The organism is Pseudofrankia inefficax (assembly GCF_000166135.1).
In the GTDB taxonomy this organism is placed as follows: domain Bacteria; phylum Actinomycetota; class Actinomycetes; order Frankiales; family Frankiaceae; genus Pseudofrankia; species Pseudofrankia inefficax.
In genome coordinates this window covers 7,290,978-7,313,020 of record NC_014666.1, presented here as the reverse complement: position 1 = coordinate 7,313,020, position 22,043 = coordinate 7,290,978, and the positions used below count along the sequence as shown (strand labels likewise).

Below are 22,043 nucleotides of genomic sequence, written 5' to 3'. Positions count from 1 at the left end.
GGGGCGGTCAGCGGCCGGCTAACAGACCGGTAGTTCGAGCTCCCGGTGAGGGAGCTCGAACTCGCCGTTATGCACGCCGCTCAGGAAGCCGGCCCACTCGGCGGTGGTGAACAGCAGGACCGGGCCGGACGGGTCCTTCGAGTCCCGGACGGCGACGGCCGCGGGCCCGAAGGCGACGTCCACGCAGGCGTTCGCCTCCGGGCCGCAGAAGCTGGCGCGCCGCCACGCCCAGGCCGCCGAGTCCGTGGCCCCGCCCTCGGCCTCGGCCCCGTCCTCCCGGCACGGACCAGAGCTGATCGGCTGGTCGGTCGACATTCCCCTTCCTCCTCAATCGCGGGGGTGTTGGTCGTGAACCAGTGACGGACGGTGGTCGTCTGGTCCCCCCGACGAGACGGCGGCCGCCCTGGATGCCCACCGCCGCCATGGCAGTGGACGACTCGATCCAACGAGATGCGCCTGAAGATCACTAGCCTGCGCTGGCGCAGGGTGACCAGGCCCGGTGTGGGCTGGCGGTGGTCGGCCACCAGGCGATATCGTCGCTTTCCGCACCTTTGAGGCCGAGGTCGTCTTCTGGCGTGACCTGGGGCGTCTGGGCGCGGTGGGCCTGCGCCTCCTCGGTGACGTTCCGCCTCGGCCGTGACGTGACACGACGGCATGCATCCGGGGGACCCCTTGTCTGACGGCGACTTCTGGGTCGGTCCCGCCGCGGCTCCCGACAAGTACCGCCTGGTCGAGCAGGTGGGCAAGGGCGGCGAGGGCGAGGTGTGGCGGGCCGTGCTCCCGCTGTCCGCCGCCGGCCGCACCACGGTCGCCATCAAGATCATGCCGGCCCGGCCGGGTGACGAGGCCGAGTGGGAGCAGACCGACCGGCTGCTGAGCACGCTGCACCACCCCGGGCTGGTCCGGGTCACCGACGTGTTCACCGGGCCGGGCCAGCACCGCGCCGGTCTCGCCGACGCCTCCACCCGGTCCGGCTACGTCGTCATGGACTTCGTCGAGGGCCTGACGCTGCGGGAGTGGTACAACGAGCACCCCGACACCCGGATCTCCGACCGGATCCGGAAGCTGCGCAACGTCGCCGGCGCGCTCGACGAGATGCACTCCGGCCGGGCGACCAACGTGCCGGTCGCCCACGGTGACGTGAAGCCGGCCAACATCGTGGTGCGCGAGGACGGCGGCACCGTGCTGGTCGACCTGGGTCTGGCCCGGCTCACCGACGCGACCGGAGCGTCCGGGCGCAGCGCGCCCTACGCGGCACCGGAGATGCGCGTCCCGGGCGCGATGGCGACGCCGTCGGCGGACTGGTACGCCTTCGCGGCGACGACCGCGCAGGTACTGCTGGGCGCGCGGCTGCCGATGACGCCGGAGGGCTGGCTCGACGAGCGGCTGCTCGCCGAGCGGCTGCACCGCGACCCGCTGACCGCGCGACGCCCCGCCCTGATCCAGCACATCCAGGACACGCTCGCGTCGCCCCCACAGGCCAGGACGGGCTCGCTCGCGCTCTGGCTCGACGCGGCCCTTGACACGCTGTCGCAGAAGACCCTCACCGAGGGCGGCACCCCGACGCCTTCGTACCCTCCGGCGCCGTCCCCGGCCGGCGCGGGGCCGTTCGACGACGGCCGCGAGCTGGGGACGACCCAACCGGATCCGGGGCCCGAGCCGTCTCCGCCCGGCCCGCGCCGGGCGGACGAGGCGGCGACCCGGGTCGGGCGGGACCAGGCCGATGTGTTCTCCCTCTCCACGCCGGCCTCCGCCGCGCGACCGCGGCGCGGCCGTCCGGTCTGGGCGGTACCGGCCGCGATCGGCGCGGCGGTCCTGCTGCTGGTCGGCGTCACCCTGGGCGTCGTCGAGTTCGGCGGCCGGTCCGGCTCCACGGCCGACGCGGCCGGCCCGGCCCGCGGCCCGGTGCCCTCCATCGCCGCGCCCGTCCCCTTCCACCCGCTGGGCAAGCCGTTGGTCGGCCACACCGACCGGGTCGAGGGGGTGGCGTACTCACCGGACGGCCGCACCCTGGCCAGCGGCGGCGACGACGGCACGGTGCACCTCTGGGACGTCTCCCGACCGGGGGCACCACGGGACCTGGGCCGCGTGACCGGCCACACCGCCGCGGTCGACGCGGTGGCGTTCTCGCGGGACGGGCGCACGCTCGCCAGCAGCGGCGAGGACCACACGGTGCGGCTGTGGGACGTGTCCCAGCCGTCGTCCGCGCGCTTCCTGACCGCCCTGACCGCCGACACCGGGCCGGTCTGGGCGCTCGCGTTCTCGCCGGACCGGCGGACCCTGGCCACCGGCAGCGAGGACCACACGGTGCGGCTGTGGGACGTCTCGAACCCGGCGGCCCCGACCGAGCTGGGCGGCCCGCTGACCGAGCCGAACCAGGTCTGGTCGGTGACGTTCTCCCACGACGGCCACATCCTGGCCACCGGCAACCACGACGGCCATGTGCGGTTCTACGACGTCACCAACTGGCAGAACCCGGTCATGCTCTCCAGCCCGCTGGCCCACACCAAGCCGGTCCTGTCGGCCGTGTTCGCGCCCAACGGGCACATCCTCGCCAGCGCCAGCACCGACCATCTGGTCCGGCTGTGGGACGTGTCCAACCCGGCGGCCCCGATCCCGCTGGGCAACCCGCTGATCCTGCCCAACGAGGCATGGACGGTGACGTTCACGCCGGACGGGCGCACCCTCGCCGTCGGCGGTGCCGACAACGCGGTACGGCTGTGGAACGTCCAGGACCCGACGCAGCCGACCCCGATCGGCTCCCCACTGGTCGGCCACAGCAACACGGTCACCGGGGTGGCGTTCTCGCCCGACGGGCGCACGCTCGCCAGCAGCAGCTGGGATTACTCGGTGCGGCTGTGGCAGGCGCGCTGACCGGCCCGGCGTGGACGCGCCCCGGGCGGGAAGCCGCCCGGCGGGTCATTCGAGCCAGGGGAGCGCGACGCGGTGGTTGCGGCCGGTGGGCGGCGCGAGGTAGCCGTTGCTCACCAGGACGTACAGGTATTCGGGGTTGTTGAGCCCCACGTTGTGATGCAGGCCGAGCCGCAGCGCGCGGTCATGGGCGTGGCCGAGCCGGTCCCGCACCCCCGCCTCGCTGATGCCCAACCGGCTGGCGACCTGCTTGAGCTGCAGTGGCTCGGCCGGCACCTGCGGCGGCCAGGCCAGCAGCGGCTCGAACACCATCCGGACGGCGTCCTCCTGCGGCCTGGACAGCGGGCCCGGCGGCGCGGGGGTGACGGTCGCGCTGGACGTCCGGCTGCCGGGCCGCGGGCCGGCGGGGGTGATGTCGAGCAGGTCGGCCTCCAGCAGCACCCAGTGGTAGCTCGTGTGCGGCTGGTCGAACCGTTGCCCGTTGTGGAACCGGATCGCCACCCGCGGCCAGGCGATGCTCTGATGGCCGGAGATCTGCTGCGGCGGCTGGCCCCAGGCATGCAAAGTCGCGCCGTTGGCGTTGCGCAGATCGAGGTCCCAGCCGGCCTCGGTCGCGGTCACGACGACGGCGACCCGGGAGATGCCGTCACTCGTCACCTCGACGCCGAGGGAGAGCTCCCGCTCCCGCCCGACCTCCACCGACCGGCCGACCGGGAGGCGGGTGCCCACCGGCGGCCTGCGCCGCGCCGGCCCGTGCTCATAGGCCAGGACCCAGCGTTCGTGGGCCGCCGCCGGCTTGGCCGCCGTGCCCTGGGTCGCCATCCCGTCGAACTCCCGCCTTGACGTGCATGGAAGGTGTGCGCCTTTCGCCTATCCTGCACGGCGCCTGTGGGGAACTGGCGGTAGGAGTCGGCAGAAGTGGCGGGTACCCCAGCCCGTTCGCGGGATCGCCCGATCTCCAGCCGGGAAGAATGACAGCGTGCCCGAACCACGCAGTGCGGCCGGCGTCGCCGGGACCGCCGTCAGCGTCGTGCCCGCTCCGGTCGACCGGAGCGCCGAACGCGGCCCGTTCGACGTCATCGGCGACGTGCACGGCTGCTCCGAGGAGCTGGAGGAGCTGCTCGCGAGGCTCGGCTACGAGCTGGACCGCGACCCGGCCGGCCGGGCGGTCGGGGCTCGGCACCCCGCCGGCCGGCGCGTGGTCTTCGTCGGCGACCTGATCGACCGCGGTCCTCACCCGGCCGCGGTGCTGCGGCTGGCGATGGGCATGGCCGCCGCCGGCGACGCGCTGGCCGTCGCCGGCAACCACGAACACAAGCTGGTCCGGGCGCTCAACGGCTCCGGCGGCTCCGGTGGGCCTGGCGAGCCTGGCGGCCCGGCCAAGGTCGGCCAGCACCTGGCCAGGACCCTCGAGCAGCTGGCCACCGAGCCCGTGGAGTTCCAGGAGGCCGTGCTCGCGTTCTGCGCGGGGCTCGGATCGCACCTGGTGCTCGACGGGGGCTGGCTGGTCGTCGCGCACGCCGGCCTGAAGGAGAGCTACCACGGGCTCGACTCGGCCCGGGTCCGCTCCTTCGCGCTGTTCGGCGACACCACCGGTGAGCGCGACGAGTACGGCTTCCCGGTCCGGCGGCCGTGGGCGAACGACTACCGGGGCCGGGCGATGGTGCTGTACGGCCACACCCCGGGCACCCAGCACCGGTGGGTGAACAACACCCTGTGCCTGGACACCGGCTGCTGCTTCGGCGGGGCGCTCACCGCCGTCCGCTACCCGGAACGTGACCAGCTGCGAGTCCCCGCCCGCCGCGTCTACCACCCGCCGACGCGCCCGCTGCACGACATGCCCGCCGCCTAGGCCGCCGGGGCCCGGCCCCCCGAACCGGGCCCCGGCGAGTTCTTGATCAGCACCCGCCGGTGTCGTCACCCGGCTGGTCCTGGTCGCGGTTCCAGTCTCGGTCGCGGAAACCGTCGGGGCCGCGGCCCGGCCGGCCCGCCGCTGAGCCGGCGCCCACCTTGGCGGGATCCTCCGCGCCGGCGGGCGCTCGGCGGCCGTCGGCCAGGTGGCGCGGGGCGCCGACCGGCATCTTCAGCAGCCGGGCGGTCTCCTGCGCGATGCGCGCCTCCGACTCGCTCGGCAGCGCGCGGGCCGCCGTCGACAGCCGGACGCCGGGCTCCGGTCGCAGCACGCGGTGCACGGCCGCTGCCACCAACGCGCCGACGATCGGCGCGACGATGAACAGCCAGAGCTGGCTCAGCGCCCAGCCGCCCGCGAACACCGCCGGCCCCAGGCTGCGGGCCGGGTTCACCCCCGTGTTGTCGACCGGGATCGAGACCAGGTTGCACACGGCCAGCACGAAGCCGATCGCGATGCCGGCGAAGCCGACGGGGGCCTGGATGTGCGTCGCGCCGAGGCAGGTGAAGACCAGCAGCCCGGTGAGCAGCACCTCGGCGAGGAAGGCCCCGCCCAGGCCGAAGCCGGCCGGCGAGTGCGCGCCGTACCCGTTCGCCCCGAGGCCCTGCATCCTGGCGGAGTAGCCGAACGGCCCCGCGTCGGCGATGAGGTAGATCGCCGCGGCCGCCACGATCGCGCCCACGCACTGGGCGACGATGTAGGCGACGGCGTCCTTCGGCGCGATCTTCTTCGCCGCGCAGAGCCCGATCGTCACCGCAGGGTTGACGTGGCAGCCCGAGACCGGGCCGATCACGTACATCAGGACCACCAGCGTCAGGCCGAAGGCCAGGGCGACGCCGAGCGTCCCCATGAAGTCCCCCGCCAGCACCGCGGTGCCGACACCGCCGAGGACCAGCAGGAACGTTCCGATCGCCTCGGCCGCCAGCTTTCTGACCCGTCGCCGGTTCTCCTCGGCGCTGCTCGCGGCGTCCGCTCTCGCTTCCCTTGCCGTCCCGGCTTCCCCAGCCGTCCCTGCTTTCACGGCCATACCCATCCCCCTTCTTCGCGTCGCACGGCCGCCGGTGGTGACGGCTCTCGACCGCTCGCCGCCGGCCCGGTGGCGCGACGCCGCGGTGCGGCCGTCGCTCGCCCTCTCGCGCCGGGGTACCCGGCCCGGCCCGGACAACCGCCCGCGGTCACGCTGCGCGGCGACGTATGCGGAGCGCTGACGGTCCGTCGGTCTGCGCGACCGCCCGGCGAACAGTGAGGTTGCCGTCGACGACCGGACCGGCGGAGCGGGGAAACGTATCCTGGGAGCACGCGTGTTCGAGGAACATCGTTTTTGAGGAACATCGTTTTCGGGGAAGACTCCCGTTCGGGAAGATCACCGTTCGGGAGCACGCCGTTCGAGCAAGACCGGTGCCGCGGTTTGCGCAGCACCGCGGTCGTTTCGCCGTCTGGTCGTGGGGTGGGCCGCCAGACTGGGCGAGGACCGCAGACGGGTTGGGGACAGCTCTGACAGGGGCACTGACGTGACCGAGACCGATCCGCTGGCCGGAACCGATCTGGCCACCGGTACAGCCACGCAACCGACACAGTCGGGTGCCATCCGGCCCGCGATCCTCACCGTTGACGACGACCCGAGTGTCTCCCGGGCGGTGGCGCGAGACCTGCGCCGGCGGTTCGGCGAGCGGTACCGCATCCTGCGGGCCGAGTCGGGCCAGCAGGCCCTGGACACGCTGCGCGAGCTGAAGCTGCGCGGCGGCCAGGTCTCGGTGATGATCGCGGACTATCGGATGCCGGGGCTCACCGGCATCGAGTTCCTCGAACAGGCGATGGATCTGTATCCCGACGCCAAGCGGGTGCTGCTCACGGCCTACGCCGACACCAGCGCGGCGATCGACGCGATCAACCTCGTCGACCTCGACCACTACCTGCTCAAGCCCTGGAACCCGCCGGAGGAGAAGCTCTACCCGGTCCTCGACGGGCTGCTCGACGCCTGGTGCCGCTCGGAGCGCCGGGCGGTGGTCGAGACGAAGGTCGTGGGTGACCGCTGGTCGGCCCGGTCGTACGAGGTCCGCGAGTTCCTGGCCCGCAACCAGGTGCCCTACCGGTGGTACCTCGCCGACGAGCCGGAGGGCCGCCGGTTGCTCGCCGCGGCCGCCCCCGCCGCCGTGTCCGCGCCGTCGAACGGGTCCGCGTCCTCGAACGGGTCCATGTCGACGGACGGGCCCCGGCTGTCGGACGCGTCCGGACTGTTGGACGGGTCCGAGCCGTTGGACGGGCCGGCGCCACACGGGCAGCCGTGGCCGTCGAGCCTCGCCGCCGCGGCGCTGCCGGTGGTCATCACGCCGGCCGGCGCCGCCCTCATCGATCCGACGGACGCCCAGATCGCGGCCGAGGTGGGCCTGCGCACCATCCCGGACGAGAACTTCTACGACGTCATCATCATCGGCGGCGGCCCGGCCGGGCTCGGCTCGGCGGTGTACGCGGCCTCGGAAGGCCTGCGGACCGTGCTGATCGAGCGCACCGCGACCGGCGGCCAGGCCGGGCAGAGCTCCAGGATCGAGAACTACCTCGGCTTCCCCGACGGGGTGTCCGGTGCCCAGCTCACCGATCGGGCCCGCCGCCAGGCCGTGAAGTTCTCGGCCGAGGTGATCACAGCCCGGGAGATCGTCGAGCTGCGGGCCGACGGGCCGGCGCGCACGGTCCGGTTCGCCGACGGCGGCGAGCTGAGCGCGCACACCGTCGTGCTGGCGACCGGTGTGGCCTATCGCCAGCTGCCGGCGCCTGGGCTCGCCGAGCTGACCGGCCGTGGCGTGTACTACGGCGCGGCGCTCACCGAGGCCGCCGGCTGCGTCGGTGAGGACATCTACGTCGTCGGCGGCGCCAACTCGGCCGGGCAGGCGGCGGTCTACCTGTCCCGGCACGCCAGGACGGTCACGATGCTCGTGCGCGGGCGGTCGCTGACGGCGTCGATGTCGCACTACCTGATCGAGCAGATCGCCGCCGTCCCGAACATCGTCGTGCGGACCTGTACCGAGGTGATCGCGGGCGAGGGCGACGAGCACCTGAGCGCGCTCACCTTGCGCGACAGCGGGACGGGCGTCACCGAGTCCGTGCCTGCCAGCCGGCTGTTCGTGTTCATCGGCGCGGCGCCGCGGACCGACTGGCTCGACGGCGTCGTCGAGCGGGACGGCCACGGCTTCGTCGTCGCCGGCCCCGACCTGGTCGCCGGCGGGCGCCGCCCGTCCGGCTGGACACTGGAACGGGATCCCTTCCACCTCGAGACCAGCCTGCCGGGAGTGTTCGTGGCCGGAGACGCGCGGTCGGAGTCCGTGAAACGAGTCGCCTCAGCGGTCGGCGAGGGCGCGATGGCCATCACGCTCGTGCACCGGTACCTCTCGTGAGCGCGGCGGCGGACCGAACCAGGGGGGTGCTGTGAGCGGCTTCGGAGCCGAGCAGGGTGGGCTGGCCGGCAAGGGGCTGCCCTGCACGATGGACGAGCTGCGGACGCTCTTCCTGTTCGAGAAGCTCGACGAGGACAAGCTGGCCTGGCTGTGTGAACGCGGCCGGGTCGTCGAGGTCGAGCCGGGCGACCTGACCGTCGAGGGCGAGCCGTCGCGATATCTCTTCGTGCTCCTCGAGGGCGAGGTGGCCATCCTCAAGCGGGTCAGCGGCGTCGACGTCGAGGTCAACCGCACCGGCCACCGCGGCGTCTACGGCGGTGCCTGGAACGCCTACCTCGGGGACCGGGTGCCACAGACGTATCCGCAGTCGATGCGGGCCACCCGGCGCTCCCGGCTCTTCGTGCTGGAAGCGGAGCAGTTCTCGTTCCTGATGCGGGACTGGTTCCCGATGGCCGTCCACCTGCTGGAGGGCCTGTTCTTCGGGATGCGCGGCGTCCAGGAGGCGGTCAGCCAGCGGGAGCGGCTGCTCGCGCTCGGCGCCCTCTCGGCCGGCCTGACCCACGAGCTCAACAACCCGGCCGCCGCCGCCGTGCGCGCGACCGCCGGGCTGCGCGAGCGGGTCGCCGGCATGCGGCACAAACTGGGCCTCATCGCCGCGGGCATCTACGACAAGTCCGTGCTTGTGACCCTCATCCGGCTTCAGGAGGAGGCGGCCGAACGGGTCGCGAAGAAGGCGACGCAGCTGTCCCCGCTGGAGGCGAGCGACCGCGAGGACGAGCTCGGCGACTGGTTCGACGACCACGGCATCGGCTTCGGCTGGGACGTCGCGCCGGTCTTCGTCCAGGCCGGTCTTGACGTCCCGTGGCTCGACCAGGTCGCGGAGCTGGTCGGCGGCGAGCACCTGGGCAGCGCGGTGCGCTGGCTCGGCTACACAGTCGAGACCGAGCTGCTGATGAACGAGATCGAGGACTCGACGACCCGGGTCTCGACGCTGGTCGGCGCCGCCCGGCAGTACTCGCAGCTCGACCGCGGCCCGTTCCAGACCGTCGACCTGCACGAGCTGCTCGACAGCACGCTGGTGATGCTCGCCCGCAAGATCGACGGCATCCAGGTGGTCAAGGACTACGACCGCTCGATCGCCCCGATCGGCGTCTACGCGGCCGAGCTGAACCAGGTGTGGACGAACCTCGTCGACAACGCCCTCGGCGCGATGGCGGGCACCGACGGCGGGACCCTCACGATCCGGACCTGGGAGAGCGACGGGTCGGTTTTCGTGGAAATCGGCGACACCGGCCCCGGGATTCCCGCCGACATCCAGGGCCGCATCTTCGAGCCTTTCTTCACCACGAAGCCGGTGGGCGAGGGCACCGGCCTCGGCCTCGACATCTCCTGGCGGATCGTCGTCAACAAGCATCACGGTGATTTGCGGGTAAGCAACTCCGAGCCGGGCGACACCCGTTTCGAGGTCCGCCTGCCCCGCACTCCACCGTCCTAGCGCCGCCCCCGACGAGGTTGGCCGGTTCCGGCCTCTCATGATCGCTGTTTCGGCCCTCCGGTGGTCGTCTGCGGCGCTGTTTCGTAGCCACCAGAGGGCGAAAACAGCGATCAAGGCGACGGGGTAGTTGCCGGTCGCGGCGCTGACTGGCACTTATTGGCGCCGGCGGCGAATTGCGACGGTGCTGTGGAACCGTCCGCAGGTTTGTGGAATAGGATCTCGCCCGTCAGTTGGGGATCGGCCGGTCGCCATGGCTCGCTTCGGCGGGCCGGCGGCCGAGGGCGGGCGGGGGAAATGCCTGACGACAGTGACGGCTGCCGTGTTCCAGCTACGGAACGTGGCGATACGGGGCGCGTCCGTGGTAGGTGACTACGGCCGGCAGGGCAGACCGGACGATACGGTCTCGTCCGGTTGGACGACATCTTGGCGGTCCAGCCGCGGAGACCGCGCGGAGCTGGATCTCCAGCTCTCGTCTCACGAGCAAAGTGTGCTGGTCGGGGAACTCGCTCGCCTTTATCCAAACGAGCTCGCCGCTCGACCGCTGCTCGAAGGTCACCTCAACCTGTCGATGTCGCGGTTGCCTAGCTTCGGCGTGGGTGGCCGGGCCGCGGAGGTCTGGTGGGCGATTATCCAGGACCTGGCCGCCGGCAAATCGAGGGTCTCGGCCCCGCTTCGAAAACTGCTGGTAGCGGCCCTGATCGACTATCCGTCGAACGGACCGCTGATGGGCCTCGCCCACTATCACCGCGTCCCGATCACGGTCGCACCGCCGACCCGGCGTGGTCCGGGCGAAAAGCCGCGGTACGAGCCTGCGGGACGCCCCTCAGGCTGGGGTCGGCCCCAGATCCTTTCCGCCGCGGCAGCCGCGGTCGCCATCGTCCTTGGGGTCACGATTGGGCTGATTACGATTCATCCCGGGTCGGGCCACGCAAATACCCCCAAGTCGTCGGCATCCGCCACTCCCGCCACCTTCCGTGCCGTGGGTCAACCGCTGACGGACGCCGGCGGCGAGGTCTGGTGGGTGTCGGTGACCCCCAACGGCCGCACCCTCGCCGCCGCCAGCGAGAAGGGCACGGTGCCCATCTGGGACGTCTCGCGGCCCGCGAAGCCGAGCCTGCTCACCTCCCTGCGCGCAGGCGACGGGCAGGGAGTGACGGAGGGGACGATGTCGGTCGCGTTCGCGCCCGGCGGGCTGACGCTCGCCACGGGAAGCAGGAACGGCACAGTCCAGCTCTGGAACACCTCCGACCCGTCCTCGGTGCAACCACGGGGTGGGCCGCTCGTCGGTGCGACCGACAATGACCCGGTGTGGGTGGTGGGGTTCACTCCGGCCGGGAACCTGCTCGTCAGCGGCGACCATAAGCACATGCTCCGGATGTGGAACGTGTCCGACCCCAACAACCCGGTGCCGTTGGGTGGCCCGTTCGACGGCACGAGCGGTGAGGTGTGGTCCGTAGGCTTCACTCCCGACGGGTCGCTCCTCGCGACCGGTGGCCAGGACGGCTCGGTCGGCCTGTGGGACACGTCCAACCCACACCAGCAACCGCACCTGGTAGGCAAGCTGCCCATTCAGACGACCACCGGCACCAAAGCGATCGAGTCGGTGTCCTTCACGCCCGACGGTCGCACGCTCGCCACGGCCAGCATCGACAAGTGGGTACGGCTGTGGGACGTCTCCATCCCGTCGAGCCCTCGCCTGCTCATCGCGATGGGTCAGCCCGGCGAGATGTGGGCGGCGGCGTTCTCGCGGGATGGCCAGACCCTCGCCGCCGCGGGCACCGATGGCGCCATCCGGCTGTGGGACGTATCCCACCCGGAAAGCCCAAAGGCGTTCGACAAGGCCCTGACCGGCCACAACGACACGGTGACCAAGCTGGCCTTCTTCCCCGACGGCCACACGCTGGTGAGCAGCAGCCGGGACGGGACGGTCCAGCTCTGGGCGACAGGCTGACGGGAGCGAGGCCCGCTGCGGCCTCCGCCACAGCTTGATCGCCGTCTTGGCCCTCGGATGGTCGTGAATCTGCGGCTGCCACGACCATCCGAGGGCCCAAACGCCGATTAACCGGCGACTTCCGGGGCCACGGTGCGGATGACCACGGCGATTTCGCGGTCAGTCTTCTTCTGACAGTTGTCGCCCGACGGTCGGGTCAGCCGCGGGCGGCTTCGGCCAGGAGATCCGCCACCGCTTCGAGGTCCTCGTCCGGGATGAGTCCCACCGTGACGCGCAGGTGGTGGGGGCCTAGCGGGGCGGCCTCGAACGGGGTGCCGGGGGCGGCGCCAATGCCTCGGGCGGCGAGGGAGACGAGGGCGACCTGCTCGTCGGCGACCTCCATCCAGAGGTTGATCCCGTCGGGAGCCTGGGCGCGGACGCCGCGGGCGGTGAGGGCCGCGGTCATGGCCTCGCGGCGGCGTGCGTAGACGGCGCGGGCGTGGGCGAGGGTCCGCTCGGTGTCGTCGTCGCCGAGGAGTTCGGCGAGGACAGCCTGCAGCAGGCGGCTCGACCAGCCGGGCCCGAGCATCCGGCGGGTGGCGAGGCCGGTCACGACCGACTCGACGCCGCCGACCGCGGCCAGCCGCAGGTCAGGGCCGTGGCTCTTCGAGAAGCTGTGGATGTGGACGGTCGAGCCGGGCAGATGCTGGCCGAGACTGATCGGCCGCGCGGTGGCGACGTCGCCGCTGTGGTCGTCCTCCACGACGGTGACGGCCCGGCCGGCGAGCAGGCCGGCCAGTTGCTCGGCCCGTCGAGCGGTCATGCTCACCCCGGTCGGGTTCTGCGCCCGCGGCTGTAAGAAGAGGGCGACCGGCTCAGCGCCGGTCGCGGCGCCGAGGGCGGCGCGCAGCGCCTCGGGCCGCACGCCCTCGTCGTCCAGCGGCAGCGCGACCACCTCGGCGCCGACGGCGTCCAGGAGGTCGAGCAGCGGCGGGAAGCAGGGGTTCTCGACGAGTACCCGGCTGCCGAAGCCGACCAGCTCCCTGGTCACCCGGTCGAGCCCGTCCATCGCGCCGTCGACGACGGTCAGCGCGGCCGGCGGGAAGGGCCAGCGGATCCGCAGCGCCTTCTCCAGCGCCGGGAGCACCGGGTCGTCCAGGTAGCTCAGGGTCAGATTGCCGCCCTGGGCGACGCGGGCCAGCACCGGCGCGAGGTCGGGCAGCAGTGCGGCGTCGGGGGTGCCGGTCGAGTAGTCGTGCGGCAGCCGGCCCGGGCTGCGGGTGATCCGGCGGTAGCGGCGCGGGTCGGCGGCGGCGGCCGGGCCGGCGAGCACGAACGTCCCGGCCCGGCCGCGCGGGGCGATCACGCCGGCGCGGGCCAGCGTGCGCCAGGCCTGGCTGACGGTGGTCGGGCTGATGCCGAGCTCGGTGGCGAGCTCCCGGACGGTCGGTAGGCGGGTCCCGGCCGGCAGCGCGCCCGCCATCACCAGCCGGCTGACGGTGCCCGCGATGCCGCGCGCGGACCGGTCCTCGACCGCCGCGGTGATCGTGCCGAGCATGCGTCCCCGTCTCCCGCCTGAAACAACCCGAACCGCCGCGTAACAAAATGAAACAGAAAGGCGATTGTCCGGCCCTCAGTGTGACAGTAGTCTGCGGTCACGCAAACCCCGCCTACCTGGGCGGATCCGGTCGCTGAGCGGGCCGTTCGTGTCGGCGGGTAGCGAACGCCAGCGTGGTGGGCGCGACGGGCCGGACGCTGAGAGTGTCGAGGTCGGGACTCTCGGGCGCCGTGCGCGTCGGCGCGTCCGGCGTCGTGTGCCAGGTCGGTCGCGCGTCAGGGTCTGTTGCGCGTCAGGGGCGGCGGAGGGGAGAGCAGCGATGAGCAGGGTGATCCGCGCGGCGCTCGTCCAGGCGAAATGGACGGGCGACAAGGAATCGATGATCAAGGCGCACGAGGACTACCTGCGCTCGGCCGCCGAGCAGGGCGCCAAGGTCATGTGCTTCCAGGAGCTGTTCTACGGCCCGTACTTCTGCCAGGTGCAGGACCCCGTGTACTACGAGTATGCCGAGGCGGTGCCCGGCCCGACCGTCGAACGGTTCCAGGCGCTGTGCGCCGAGCTCGGCGTCGTGCTCGTGCTGCCGGTCTACGAGCAGGAGCAGCCGGGCGTCCTCTACAACACCGCCGCCGTCATCGACGCGGACGGGTCGTACCTCGGCAAGTACCGCAAGACCCACATCCCGCACACGACCGGGTTCTGGGAGAAGTTCTACTTCCGGCCCGGCAACCTGGGCTACCCGGTGTTCGACACCGCGGTCGGCCGGGTCGGCGTCTACATCTGCTACGACCGGCACTTCCCGGAGGGCTGGCGGGCGCTCGGGCTGAACGGCGCCGAGCTGGTCTTCAACCCGTCGGCGACCTCGCGCGGCCTCTCGAACTACCTGTGGAAGCTCGAACAGCCAGCCGCCGCCGTCGCGAACGAGTACTTCATCGGCGCCATCAACCGCGTCGGCATCGAGGACCTGGGCGACGACGACTTCTACGGCACCTCGTACTTCGTAGACCCGGAAGGCAAGTTCGTCGGCGGCACCGCCGACCCCCACGAGCCCGAACTAATGGTCCGCGACCTGGACCTCGACCTCCTGACAACCGTCCGCAACCGCTGGGCCTTCTACCGCGACCGCCGCCCCGACCAGTACGGCGACCTGACCGCCCCATGACCCCCACCAACCCGATGAGGCCAGCTGTGATCTGCCGAGGAGCAGCGGCAGGAGACCACGCGGGCGCGGAGGCGCACCTCGCGGAGCCCCGCCCTGACGCGCCGAGGGTGGTTGTCTTCTGGCGAGGTGCAGCGGCGGGCGACCACGCGGGCGCGGAGGCGCGCCTCGCGGAGGCCCGTCCCACGAGCGAAGCGAAGTGGGCCGGGCCTCAGCGAGGTCGCCGGAGCGCCCGTGAGCGGAGGAGGACGGCGCGCGGAGGTCCCTTGCGAGCGAAGCGAGTAAGGGGCCGGAGCGCGCCGCCCGGACGGAGCGAACCATGAAGATGAAGACGCTAATCACCGGCGGAACCGTCGTAGGCCCGCTGGGCGCAACCCCGCAGGACGTACTCGTAGACGGCGAGACGATCGCCGCCCTCTACGCCCCGGGCGCCGCGGCCGGCGTCACCGCGGACACCATGATCGACGCGACCGGGAGGTATGTCGTCCCCGGCGGGGTGGACGTGCACACCCACATGAAGCTGCCGTTCGGCGGCACGTTCGCCTCGGACGACTTCGCCTCGGGCACGAAGGCGGCGGCCTGGGGCGGCACGACCACGATCATCGACTTCGCCGTCCAGCGCACCGGCGAGGTCGTCCAGGACGGGCTGGCCGCCTGGCACGCGCTGGCCGACGGCAACTGCGCGATCGACTACGGCTTCCACATGATCATGGGTGGGGTCGACGACGACGCGCTCAAGGCCATGGACTACCTCGTGGCGCACGAGGGGATCACCAGCTTCAAGCTGTTCATGGCCTACCCGGGCGTCTTCTACAGCGACGACGGCCAGATCCTGCGGGCGATGCAGAAGGCGACCGACAACGGCGCGCTGATCATGATGCACGCGGAGAACGGCATCGCGATCGACGTGCTCGCCGCCCAGGCGGTCGCCCGCGGGCAGACCGACCCGATCTACCACGGCATTACCCGGCCGTCGGCGCTGGAGGGCGAGGCGACCCATCGGGCGACCGTGCTCGCCCAGGTCGCCGGGAACACCCCGCTGTACTTCGTCCACATGTCGGCGTCCGAAGCGCTGGCGCATGTCTCGGCGGCGCGGTCGGCGGGGCGCAACGTGTTCGCCGAGACCTGCCCGCAGTACCTGTACCTGACGCTGGAGGACCAGCTCGGCGCGCCCGGCTTCGAGGGGGCGAAGTGGGTGGCCTCGCCGCCGCTGCGCCCGCGTGACGAGCCGCACCGCGACGACCTGTGGCGCGGCCTGCGCACCGACGATCTCGCGGTCGTCTCCACCGACCACTGCCCGTTCTGCTTCAAGGACCAGAAGGAGCTCGGGCGCGGGAACTTCACCAAGATCCCGAACGGGATGGGGACGGTGGAGCACCGGATGGACCTCGTCTACCAGGGCGTCGCGACCGGGAAACTGTCGCTGGAACGCTGGGTGGAGACCTGTTCGACGACGCCAGCCCGGATGTTCGGCCTCTACCCGAAGAAGGGCGTGATCCAGCCCGGCTCGGACGCGGACATCGTGCTCTACGACCCGCGGGCGACGACCACGATCAGCGCGGCCACGCATCACATGAACATCGACCATTCGGCCTGGGAGGGCTTCGAGATCGCCGGGAAGGTCGAGACGGTGCTGTCCCGGGGCAGTGTCGTCGTCGCGGACGGCGCCTTCCACGGCCGCTCCGGCCACGGCCAGTTCCTGCGCCGCGGCCTCTCCCAGTACCTGCGTTGACAGCCCCGCCGGGCGCCGACGCTCGACCAGTGGCGCAACCCACAACCGCTGCGCGAAGGCGGTCCACGGGATACGAAAGGAGCTAAGTAAACGCTCAGTTTGGTGGCGCGGGCGATGCCGGCCAGGATGGGCGTGTCAGGACGAACGGCACCGGGAGAGGTCACCATGCGGGAAATCGGGCACTGGATCGATGGCAAGGCGGTGGCGGGCGGCTCCGGCCGGTTCGGGCCGGTGTGGAACCCGGCGACCGGTGAGCAGGCCGCGCAGGTCGCCCTGGCGAGCCTCGAGGAGATCAACGCGGCGGTCGCGAGCGCCAAGGCGGCGTTCACCGGCTGGCGCAGCACCGGCCTCGGCCGCCGGGCCGAGGTGATGTTCCGGTTCCGTGAGCTGCTGTACGCCAACCGGACCGAGCTCGCGAAGCTCATCACCGCCGAGCACGGCAAGACCGTCGACGACGCGCTCGGCGAGATCGCGCGCGGCCTGGAGAACGTTGAGTTCGCCTGTGGCGCGCCGAGCCTGCTGCGCGGCGGCTTCTCCGAGCAGGTGTCGACCGGCGTCGACGTCCACGAGATCCGTCAGCCGCTGGGCGTCGTCGCGGGCATCACCCCGTTCAACTTCCCGGCGATGGTCCCGCTGTGGATGCTGTCGAACGCGCTGGCCTGCGGCAACGCGTTCATCCTCAAGCCCTCCGAGCGTGACCCGTCGGCGTCGCTGCTGCTCGCCGAGCTGCTCGCCCAGGCCGGCGTGCCGGACGGTGTGTTCACCGTGCTCCAGGGCGACAAGCTCGCCGTCGACACGCTGCTCACCCATCCGGACGTCGAGGCGCTCAGCTTCGTTGGTTCGACCCCGATCGCCCGCTACGTCTACGAGACGGGCACCGCGGCCGGCAAGCGGGTGCAGGCCCTCGGCGGCGCGAAGAACCACATGATCGTGCTGCCGGACGCGGACATCGCGGCCGCGGCCGACGCCGCTGTCTCGGCTGGCTACGGCTCCGCCGGTGAGCGCTGCATGGCGGTCTCCGTCGTCGCCGCGGTCGGTGACTCCGCCGACCCGCTGGTCGAGGCGATCGCCGAGCGCGTCCGCAAGATCAAGGTTGGCCCGGGCCTCGACCCGGACAGCGAGATGGGCCCGGTCATCACCCGCGAGGCCCGCGACCGGGTCGCCGGCTACCTGGAAACCGCCAAGACCGACGGCGCCACCCTCGTCATCGACGGCCGCGACGACCCGATCTCGTCTGGCCCCGGCTTCTTCCTCGCCCCGAGCCTGATCGACAACGTGTCGACGACCAGCACGGTCTACACCGACGAGATCTTCGGCCCGGTCCTCGCGGTGGTCCGCTGCGAGACCTACACCGAGGCGGTGAAGCTCGTCGAGGACAACCCGTACGGAAACGGCGTCGCGATCTACACCCGCGACGGCGGCGCCGCGCGCCGGTTCACCTTCGACGTCCAGGCCGGCATGGTCGGCGTCAACGTGCCGATCCCGGTGCCGGTGTCGTACTACAGCTTCGGCGGCTGGAAGGCGTCGCTATTCGGCGACCTGCACATGTACGGCCCCGACGGCATCCGCTTCTACACCAAGACCAAGGTCGTCACCACCCGCTGGCCCGACCCGGCGACGAGCTCGGTCGAGCTGGGCTTCCCCAGGACGCGGTGATTTTGGGGCCTAGGTAGGAGGTTGTTTCTTGGTTCGCGGCGTCCGGGCGCCGCCCTCCGGCCCCAATCCTCGCTTCGCTCCGGTTGGGACCTCCGGGCGGCGTCCTCCGCCGCGAACGGGCTTCGCTCCGTCCGGTGGGCCAGTCAGGCACTTCGCTTCGCTCGTGCCTGCTGGCCCACCGGACTACGCGAAGCCTTGGGGTACAGCTCGATCGGTAGGGCGGTCAGACCAGGGCTCTAGGCCATACCACATAAAACGTGACGGACTGGGAGGCGATTACGTGGACATCGGAGTTGTGCTGCAGACGAATCCGCCGGCCTCTCGGGTGGTGGAGCTGGCTCGGCAGGCCGAGACGCTTGGGTTCTCGCATGTGTGGACGTTCGACTCCCATCTGCTGTGGGAGGAGCCGTTCGTCATCTACAGCCAGATCCTGGCCGCCACTCGCAAGGTGCTGGTCGGTCCGATGGTCACCAACCCGGCGACCCGGGACTGGACGGTCACCGCCTCGCTGTTCGCCACGCTCAACGAGATGTACGGCAACCGGACCATCTGCGGCATCGGCCGCGGTGACTCCGCCGTCCGGGTCCTCAACGGCAAGCCGACCACGCTCGCGACGCTGCGGGACTGCGTCGGGGTCGTCCGCGAGCTGGCCAATGGGCGCGAGGCCGAGGTCAACGGCACGAAGCTGCGTTTCCCCTGGGGCCTCGACTCCCGGCTGGACATCTGGGTCGCCGGCTACGGCCCGAAGGCGCTGGCGCTGGCCGGCGAGATCGGCGACGGCTTCATCCTGCAGCTCGCCGACCCGGACATCACCGCCTGGACGATCGACGCCGTGCGCACCGCGGCGGCCGCCGCCGGCCGCGACCCGGCGACCGTGAAGATCTGCGTCGCGGCGCCCGCCTACGTCGGGCCGGGTGACGCGGCTTCGCTGGCCCACCAGCGTGACCAGTGCCGCTGGTTCGGCGGCATGGTCGGCAACCACGTCGCCGACCTGGTCGGCCGCTACGGCGCGGGCGGCTCGGCCATCCCCGCGGCGCTCACGTCCTACATCGAGGGCCGCACCGGCTACGACTACAACGAGCACGGCCGCGCCGGGAACACCCACACCGCGTTCGTGCCGGACGAGATCGTCGACCGGTTCTGCCTGCTCGGACCGGCCGAGGCGCACGTCCGGCGGCTGACCGAGCTGGCGGCGCTCGGCGTCGACCAGTTCGCCGTCTACCTGCAGCACGACGCCAAGCTCGCGACCCTGGAGGCATACGGCGAGCAGGTGATTCCCGCGATCGCCGAGCACATCCGGGCGAAGAGCCCCGCGGCCGGTCCCGAGGCGCCATGACCATTACGGCCTCCATCGACGAGTCGGCCGCCACCGCCGCGCTCGGCGGCAGGGACGCGGCCCCGCCCGTTCCCGCCGTCGGCGGCTGGGGTGAGCGGCTGCGCCGCGCCGGGCTCGCGGTCGTCGCGGTGGTGCTGGTCTGCGCGGTCTGGGAGCTGTACAAGCTCGTCGGCTCGCCGCACGGCGGCCGGGTCCTCGGCGTGCCCGTGCTGCCGCGCAACGACGACGTCTCCATGCCGCACGTCTGGTCGGTGCTCGCCCAGCTCGGCCACCAGGAGGTCGCGGCCGACGGCAGCCAGACGGTCGGGCTGGCCGTGCTCAAGGGCATCTGGTACACGCTGCGGGTCGCCGTGGTGGGCCTGCTGGCCGGCGTCGTCGTCGGGGTGTTGCTCGCCGTCCTGATGGCCCGCCTGCGGATCGTCGAGCGCGGGCTGCTGCCGTACATCATCGCCAGCCAGACCGTGCCACTGATCGCGCTGGCCCCGCTGGTCGCCGGGTGGAGCGGCCAGCTGCACCTCGGCGCGCTGCGCTGGCAGGACTGGATGACGGTCTCCCTGATCGCCGCGTACCTGGCCTTCTTCCCGGTGGCGATCGGGATGCTGCGCGGCCTGCAGTCGCCGGCGGCGAGCTCGGTCGAGCTGATGCGCAGCTACGCCGCGTCCTGGTGGCAGACGCTGCTGCGGCTACGGCTGCCGGCGTCGGTCCCGTTCCTGCTGCCGGCGCTGCGGCTGGCCGCCGCCTCGGCCGTCATCGGGGCCATCGTCGCCGAGATCTCCACCGGAACCTCCGGCGGTGTCGGACGCTTGATCATCGCCTACTCCCAGTCCGCGACCAGCGATTCGACCAAGCTCTACGACGCCGTCCTCGGCGCGGCCGTCACCGGCCTGCTCGTGGCCGGGCTGGTCTCGCTGGTCGAGCTGGCGCTGACCCGGCGGCCGGGCCAGCCACGGCCGGGCACCGGTCGGGCCGGCTCCGGGCCAGCGTCGGACGTACCTTCCCCGAAGACCCAGAAGGTGACGACATGACCGCGCGACCCGCTGGCGGACCTCCCGGATCGTCGGCGGTCGAGACCAGCCCCGGCGCTCCCGCGGCGGACGCGCCCGCCGCGCCGGTACCCCGTGAGGAGGACCGCCCTGCCGGCGGCGCGAACCCGGCCGCCGCGGTGCCGGCCGTCGCGGTGCACGGGGTGGACAAGGTCTTCCCGGTGGCCGGCGGTGGGGCCACCGTCGCCCTCGCCGGCATCGAGCTGACGGTCGCGCCCGGCGAGTTCGTCTCGCTGATCGGCCCGTCCGGCTGCGGCAAGTCGACGCTGCTGCGCCTGGTCGGCGATCTCGTCGAGCCGACGCGGGGCGAGGTGCTGGTCTTCGGTGAGCCGGCCCGGGCCGCCCGGGCCGCGCGGCGCTACGGCATCGCGTTCCAGCAGGCCGGGCTGCTGGAGTGGCGCACGGTCGCCGGCAACGTCGAGCTGCCGCTGCAGGTGCACGGCGTGAGCAGGAAGGAGCGCCGGGCCAGGGCCCGCGAGCTGCTCGACCTGGTTGGCCTCGGTGACTTCGCCGGGCACTGGCCGGCCCAGCTGTCCGGCGGCATGCAGCAGCGGGTGGCGATCGCCCGCGCGCTGGCCGAACACCCGCCGCTGCTGCTGCTCGACGAGCCGTTCGGCGCCCTGGACGAGATGACCCGGGAGCGGATGCAGAGCGAGCTGGCCCGGATCCGCTGGGAGACCGGGACCACGGTCATCCTGGTCACCCACTCCATCCCGGAGGCGGTGTTCCTCTCCGACCGGGTCGCGGTGATGTCGCCCCGCCCCGGCCGGATCACGGACATCATCGACGTGGACCTGCCCGGCCGGCTCGGCGCGGCCCGGGTTGGCGACGGCGTACCGGCTGGTCCGGCGGCACCGGGGGAGACCGGCGGGCCGACAGCCGTCGACGCCGATGACGTGCGCGAGCAGGCCGCGTTCTTCGCCGCCGTGACCGCCGTGCGCGAGGCACTGCGGGCCGGAGGCGGGGCATGAGCCCGGCCCCGGACGGCGCTGGCCCGGCGGCCGGGCGGGACCGCGACGCCACCCGTCTCGCCAGATGGACCCGGGCTCGTCTCGCCGTCGTCCTGCCGCCGGTGGTGGTCGGCGTCGTCGGCCTGGCGGCCTGGGAGGGCTACGTCCGGGCGAACCACATCCAGCCGTACCTGCTGCCCGCTCCGTCGGAGATCTGGACGCAGTTCCGGCACAGCTTCCGGGTCATCGTCCAGACGTCGCGGGCGACCGGGGCGAACGCGGTCGTCGGCCTCGCGGTGGGCCTCGTCGCCGGACTGCTCGCGGCGGTCGTCGCCGCCAGGTCGAAGATCGCCGACGGGCTGCTCGGGCCGCTCGCGGCGGCGATGAACGCCGTGCCGATCATCGCCTTGGCCCCGCTGTTCAACACGATGTTCTCGACGACGTCCGCGGTGCCGCGAAGGCTCGTGGTCGCGATCGTCGTCTTCTTCCCGGTGTTCGTGAACACCGTGCGGGGGCTGCGGCAGGTGCCGGACGTGCAGCGGGAGCTGATGCGCTCGCTGGCCGTCGGGCCGTGGCGGTTCGCCCGGACGGTCCAGCTGCCGGGGGCCGTTCCGTACATCTTCACCGGCTTCCGGCTGGCGTCGTCGCTGGCCGTGATCGCGGCGGTGGTGTCCGAGTACTTCGGCGGGCGGCAGAACGGGCTCGGCTCGCGGATCACCTCGGCGGCGTCGAACACCGCGTATCCCCGGGCCTGGGCCTTCGTGGCCGCGGCCTGCGTGCTCGGGCTCGTCGTCTACCTCGTCGCCGGGCTGCTGGAGTGGCTCGCGACCCCCTGGCGGCGGGGCGGGCGCTCACTGACCCTCTGACGATCAACTGCATAGGCGGCAGACAAGCGGCGGACCGGGCCGCCGGGCGGGCGGCGTGGCCCGTGGACATCCGGTTCGTCGGCGGGCGGCGCGGCCCGGTGGATCTTCTTCGCGAGGTACGGGCGGCGTGGCCCGCGATGTCGGCTGGAGAG

General features: G+C 72.3%; 16 protein-coding genes. 12 read left to right on the top strand and 4 right to left on the bottom strand.

Translation table 11 applies throughout. The features are described from left to right. Positions 1–18: 18 nt before the first annotated feature. Positions 19–315 carry a DUF397 domain-containing protein gene (locus tag FRAEUI1C_RS29510; protein ID WP_013427042.1) on the bottom strand — a complete coding sequence of 99 codons (297 nt, stop codon included), beginning with the start codon at positions 313–315 and terminating at the stop codon, positions 19–21. 357 nt (positions 316–672) lie between these two features. On the opposite strand from FRAEUI1C_RS29510, the gene FRAEUI1C_RS36790 reads away from it, so the two are divergent. Then, positions 673–2,874 carry a serine/threonine-protein kinase gene (locus FRAEUI1C_RS36790; protein WP_198318651.1) on the top strand — a complete coding sequence of 734 codons (2,202 nt, stop codon included), beginning with the start codon at positions 673–675 and terminating at the stop codon, positions 2,872–2,874. 45 nt (positions 2,875–2,919) lie between these two features. Here FRAEUI1C_RS36790 and FRAEUI1C_RS29500 read toward each other — a convergent pair whose 3' ends face one another. Continuing rightward, a complete protein-coding gene (locus FRAEUI1C_RS29500; RefSeq protein ID WP_013427040.1) occupies positions 2,920–3,693 on the bottom strand; it encodes a hypothetical protein in 774 nt (257 codons plus the stop codon). Between the two features lie 157 nt (positions 3,694–3,850). On the opposite strand from FRAEUI1C_RS29500, the gene FRAEUI1C_RS29495 reads away from it, so the two are divergent. Next, on the top strand, positions 3,851–4,723 hold the full coding sequence (locus FRAEUI1C_RS29495) for a metallophosphoesterase (RefSeq protein ID WP_013427039.1): 873 nt from the start codon (positions 3,851–3,853) through the stop codon (positions 4,721–4,723). A 46-nt stretch (positions 4,724–4,769) separates the two neighbouring features. Here the strand turns inward: FRAEUI1C_RS29495 and aqpZ are convergent, their stop codons facing one another. Further along, positions 4,770–5,807: an aquaporin Z gene (gene aqpZ, locus FRAEUI1C_RS29490; RefSeq protein WP_013427038.1), complete on the bottom strand. Its 1,038-nt coding sequence runs from the start codon at positions 5,805–5,807 to the stop codon at positions 4,770–4,772. A gap of 517 nt (positions 5,808–6,324) precedes the next feature. Between aqpZ and FRAEUI1C_RS29485 the strand changes: the two genes are divergently transcribed. From FRAEUI1C_RS29485 to FRAEUI1C_RS38670, 3 genes are all read left to right on the top strand, one after another. Further along, on the top strand, positions 6,325–8,169 hold the full coding sequence (locus FRAEUI1C_RS29485; protein WP_041261724.1) for an NAD(P)/FAD-dependent oxidoreductase: 1,845 nt from the start codon (positions 6,325–6,327) through the stop codon (positions 8,167–8,169). 88 nt (positions 8,170–8,257) lie between these two features. After that, positions 8,258–9,664, top strand: a complete 1,407-nt coding sequence (locus FRAEUI1C_RS29480; RefSeq protein WP_041261722.1) for an ATP-binding protein — start codon at positions 8,258–8,260, stop codon at positions 9,662–9,664. A gap of 250 nt (positions 9,665–9,914) precedes the next feature. Then, entirely contained in the window at positions 9,915–11,615 is a 1,701-nt protein-coding gene (locus FRAEUI1C_RS38670) for an effector-associated domain EAD1-containing protein (protein WP_013427035.1), read from the top strand. A 196-nt stretch (positions 11,616–11,811) separates the two neighbouring features. Here FRAEUI1C_RS38670 and FRAEUI1C_RS29470 read toward each other — a convergent pair whose 3' ends face one another. After that, entirely contained in the window at positions 11,812–13,152 is a 1,341-nt protein-coding gene (locus FRAEUI1C_RS29470) for an aminotransferase-like domain-containing protein (protein ID WP_013427034.1), read from the bottom strand. Positions 13,153–13,471: 319 nt separating this feature from the next. On the opposite strand from FRAEUI1C_RS29470, the gene FRAEUI1C_RS29465 reads away from it, so the two are divergent. The 7 genes from FRAEUI1C_RS29465 (at position 13,472) to FRAEUI1C_RS29435 (ending at position 21,891) form a co-directional block, all read left to right on the top strand. After that, a complete protein-coding gene (locus tag FRAEUI1C_RS29465) occupies positions 13,472–14,311 on the top strand; it encodes a nitrilase-related carbon-nitrogen hydrolase (protein ID WP_013427033.1) in 840 nt (279 codons plus the stop codon). A 322-nt stretch (positions 14,312–14,633) separates the two neighbouring features. Then, complete coding sequence (hydA, locus tag FRAEUI1C_RS29460) at positions 14,634–16,040, top strand: dihydropyrimidinase (protein WP_041261719.1); 1,407 nt, start codon at positions 14,634–14,636, stop codon at positions 16,038–16,040. A gap of 165 nt (positions 16,041–16,205) precedes the next feature. Then, complete coding sequence (locus FRAEUI1C_RS29455) at positions 16,206–17,696, top strand: CoA-acylating methylmalonate-semialdehyde dehydrogenase (protein WP_013427031.1); 1,491 nt, start codon at positions 16,206–16,208, stop codon at positions 17,694–17,696. A gap of 280 nt (positions 17,697–17,976) precedes the next feature. Continuing rightward, positions 17,977–19,032, top strand: coding sequence for a TIGR03842 family LLM class F420-dependent oxidoreductase (locus FRAEUI1C_RS29450; RefSeq protein ID WP_013427030.1), 1,056 nt, complete (start codon positions 17,977–17,979; stop codon positions 19,030–19,032). Further along, a complete protein-coding gene (locus FRAEUI1C_RS29445) occupies positions 19,029–20,057 on the top strand; it encodes an ABC transporter permease (protein WP_013427029.1) in 1,029 nt (342 codons plus the stop codon). Before FRAEUI1C_RS29450 ends, FRAEUI1C_RS29445 begins: the two co-directional genes overlap by 4 nt. After that, positions 20,054–21,046 carry an ABC transporter ATP-binding protein gene (locus FRAEUI1C_RS29440; RefSeq protein ID WP_013427028.1) on the top strand — a complete coding sequence of 331 codons (993 nt, stop codon included), beginning with the start codon at positions 20,054–20,056 and terminating at the stop codon, positions 21,044–21,046. The genes FRAEUI1C_RS29445 and FRAEUI1C_RS29440 overlap by 4 nt, the downstream gene beginning before the upstream one ends. Further along, positions 21,043–21,891, top strand: coding sequence for an ABC transporter permease (locus FRAEUI1C_RS29435; RefSeq protein WP_013427027.1), 849 nt, complete (start codon positions 21,043–21,045; stop codon positions 21,889–21,891). The genes FRAEUI1C_RS29440 and FRAEUI1C_RS29435 overlap by 4 nt, the downstream gene beginning before the upstream one ends. The last annotated feature ends 152 nt before the right edge of the window (positions 21,892–22,043 follow it).

What these genes read in the sequence shown, in the direction of transcription:
- FRAEUI1C_RS29435 (WP_013427027.1), top strand. Translation starts at nt 21,043, where the DNA reads ATGAGCCCGGCCCCGGACGGCGCTGGCCCGGCGGCCGGGCGGGACCGC.
- FRAEUI1C_RS29510 (WP_013427042.1), bottom strand. Translation starts at nt 315, where the DNA reads ATGTCGACCGACCAGCCGATCAGCTCTGGTCCGTGCCGGGAGGACGGG.
- FRAEUI1C_RS29470 (WP_013427034.1), bottom strand. Translation starts at nt 13,152, where the DNA reads ATGCTCGGCACGATCACCGCGGCGGTCGAGGACCGGTCCGCGCGCGGC.
- FRAEUI1C_RS29445 (WP_013427029.1), top strand. Translation starts at nt 19,029, where the DNA reads ATGACCATTACGGCCTCCATCGACGAGTCGGCCGCCACCGCCGCGCTC.
- FRAEUI1C_RS29465 (WP_013427033.1), top strand. Translation starts at nt 13,472, where the DNA reads ATGAGCAGGGTGATCCGCGCGGCGCTCGTCCAGGCGAAATGGACGGGC.
- FRAEUI1C_RS29480 (WP_041261722.1), top strand. Translation starts at nt 8,258, where the DNA reads ATGGACGAGCTGCGGACGCTCTTCCTGTTCGAGAAGCTCGACGAGGAC.
- FRAEUI1C_RS29500 (WP_013427040.1), bottom strand. Translation starts at nt 3,693, where the DNA reads ATGGCGACCCAGGGCACGGCGGCCAAGCCGGCGGCGGCCCACGAACGC.
- aqpZ (WP_013427038.1), bottom strand. Translation starts at nt 5,807, where the DNA reads ATGGCCGTGAAAGCAGGGACGGCTGGGGAAGCCGGGACGGCAAGGGAA.
- FRAEUI1C_RS38670 (WP_013427035.1), top strand. Translation starts at nt 9,915, where the DNA reads ATGGCTCGCTTCGGCGGGCCGGCGGCCGAGGGCGGGCGGGGGAAATGC.
- FRAEUI1C_RS29440 (WP_013427028.1), top strand. Translation starts at nt 20,054, where the DNA reads ATGACCGCGCGACCCGCTGGCGGACCTCCCGGATCGTCGGCGGTCGAG.
- hydA (WP_041261719.1), top strand. Translation starts at nt 14,634, where the DNA reads ATGAAGACGCTAATCACCGGCGGAACCGTCGTAGGCCCGCTGGGCGCA.
- FRAEUI1C_RS29455 (WP_013427031.1), top strand. Translation starts at nt 16,206, where the DNA reads ATGCGGGAAATCGGGCACTGGATCGATGGCAAGGCGGTGGCGGGCGGC.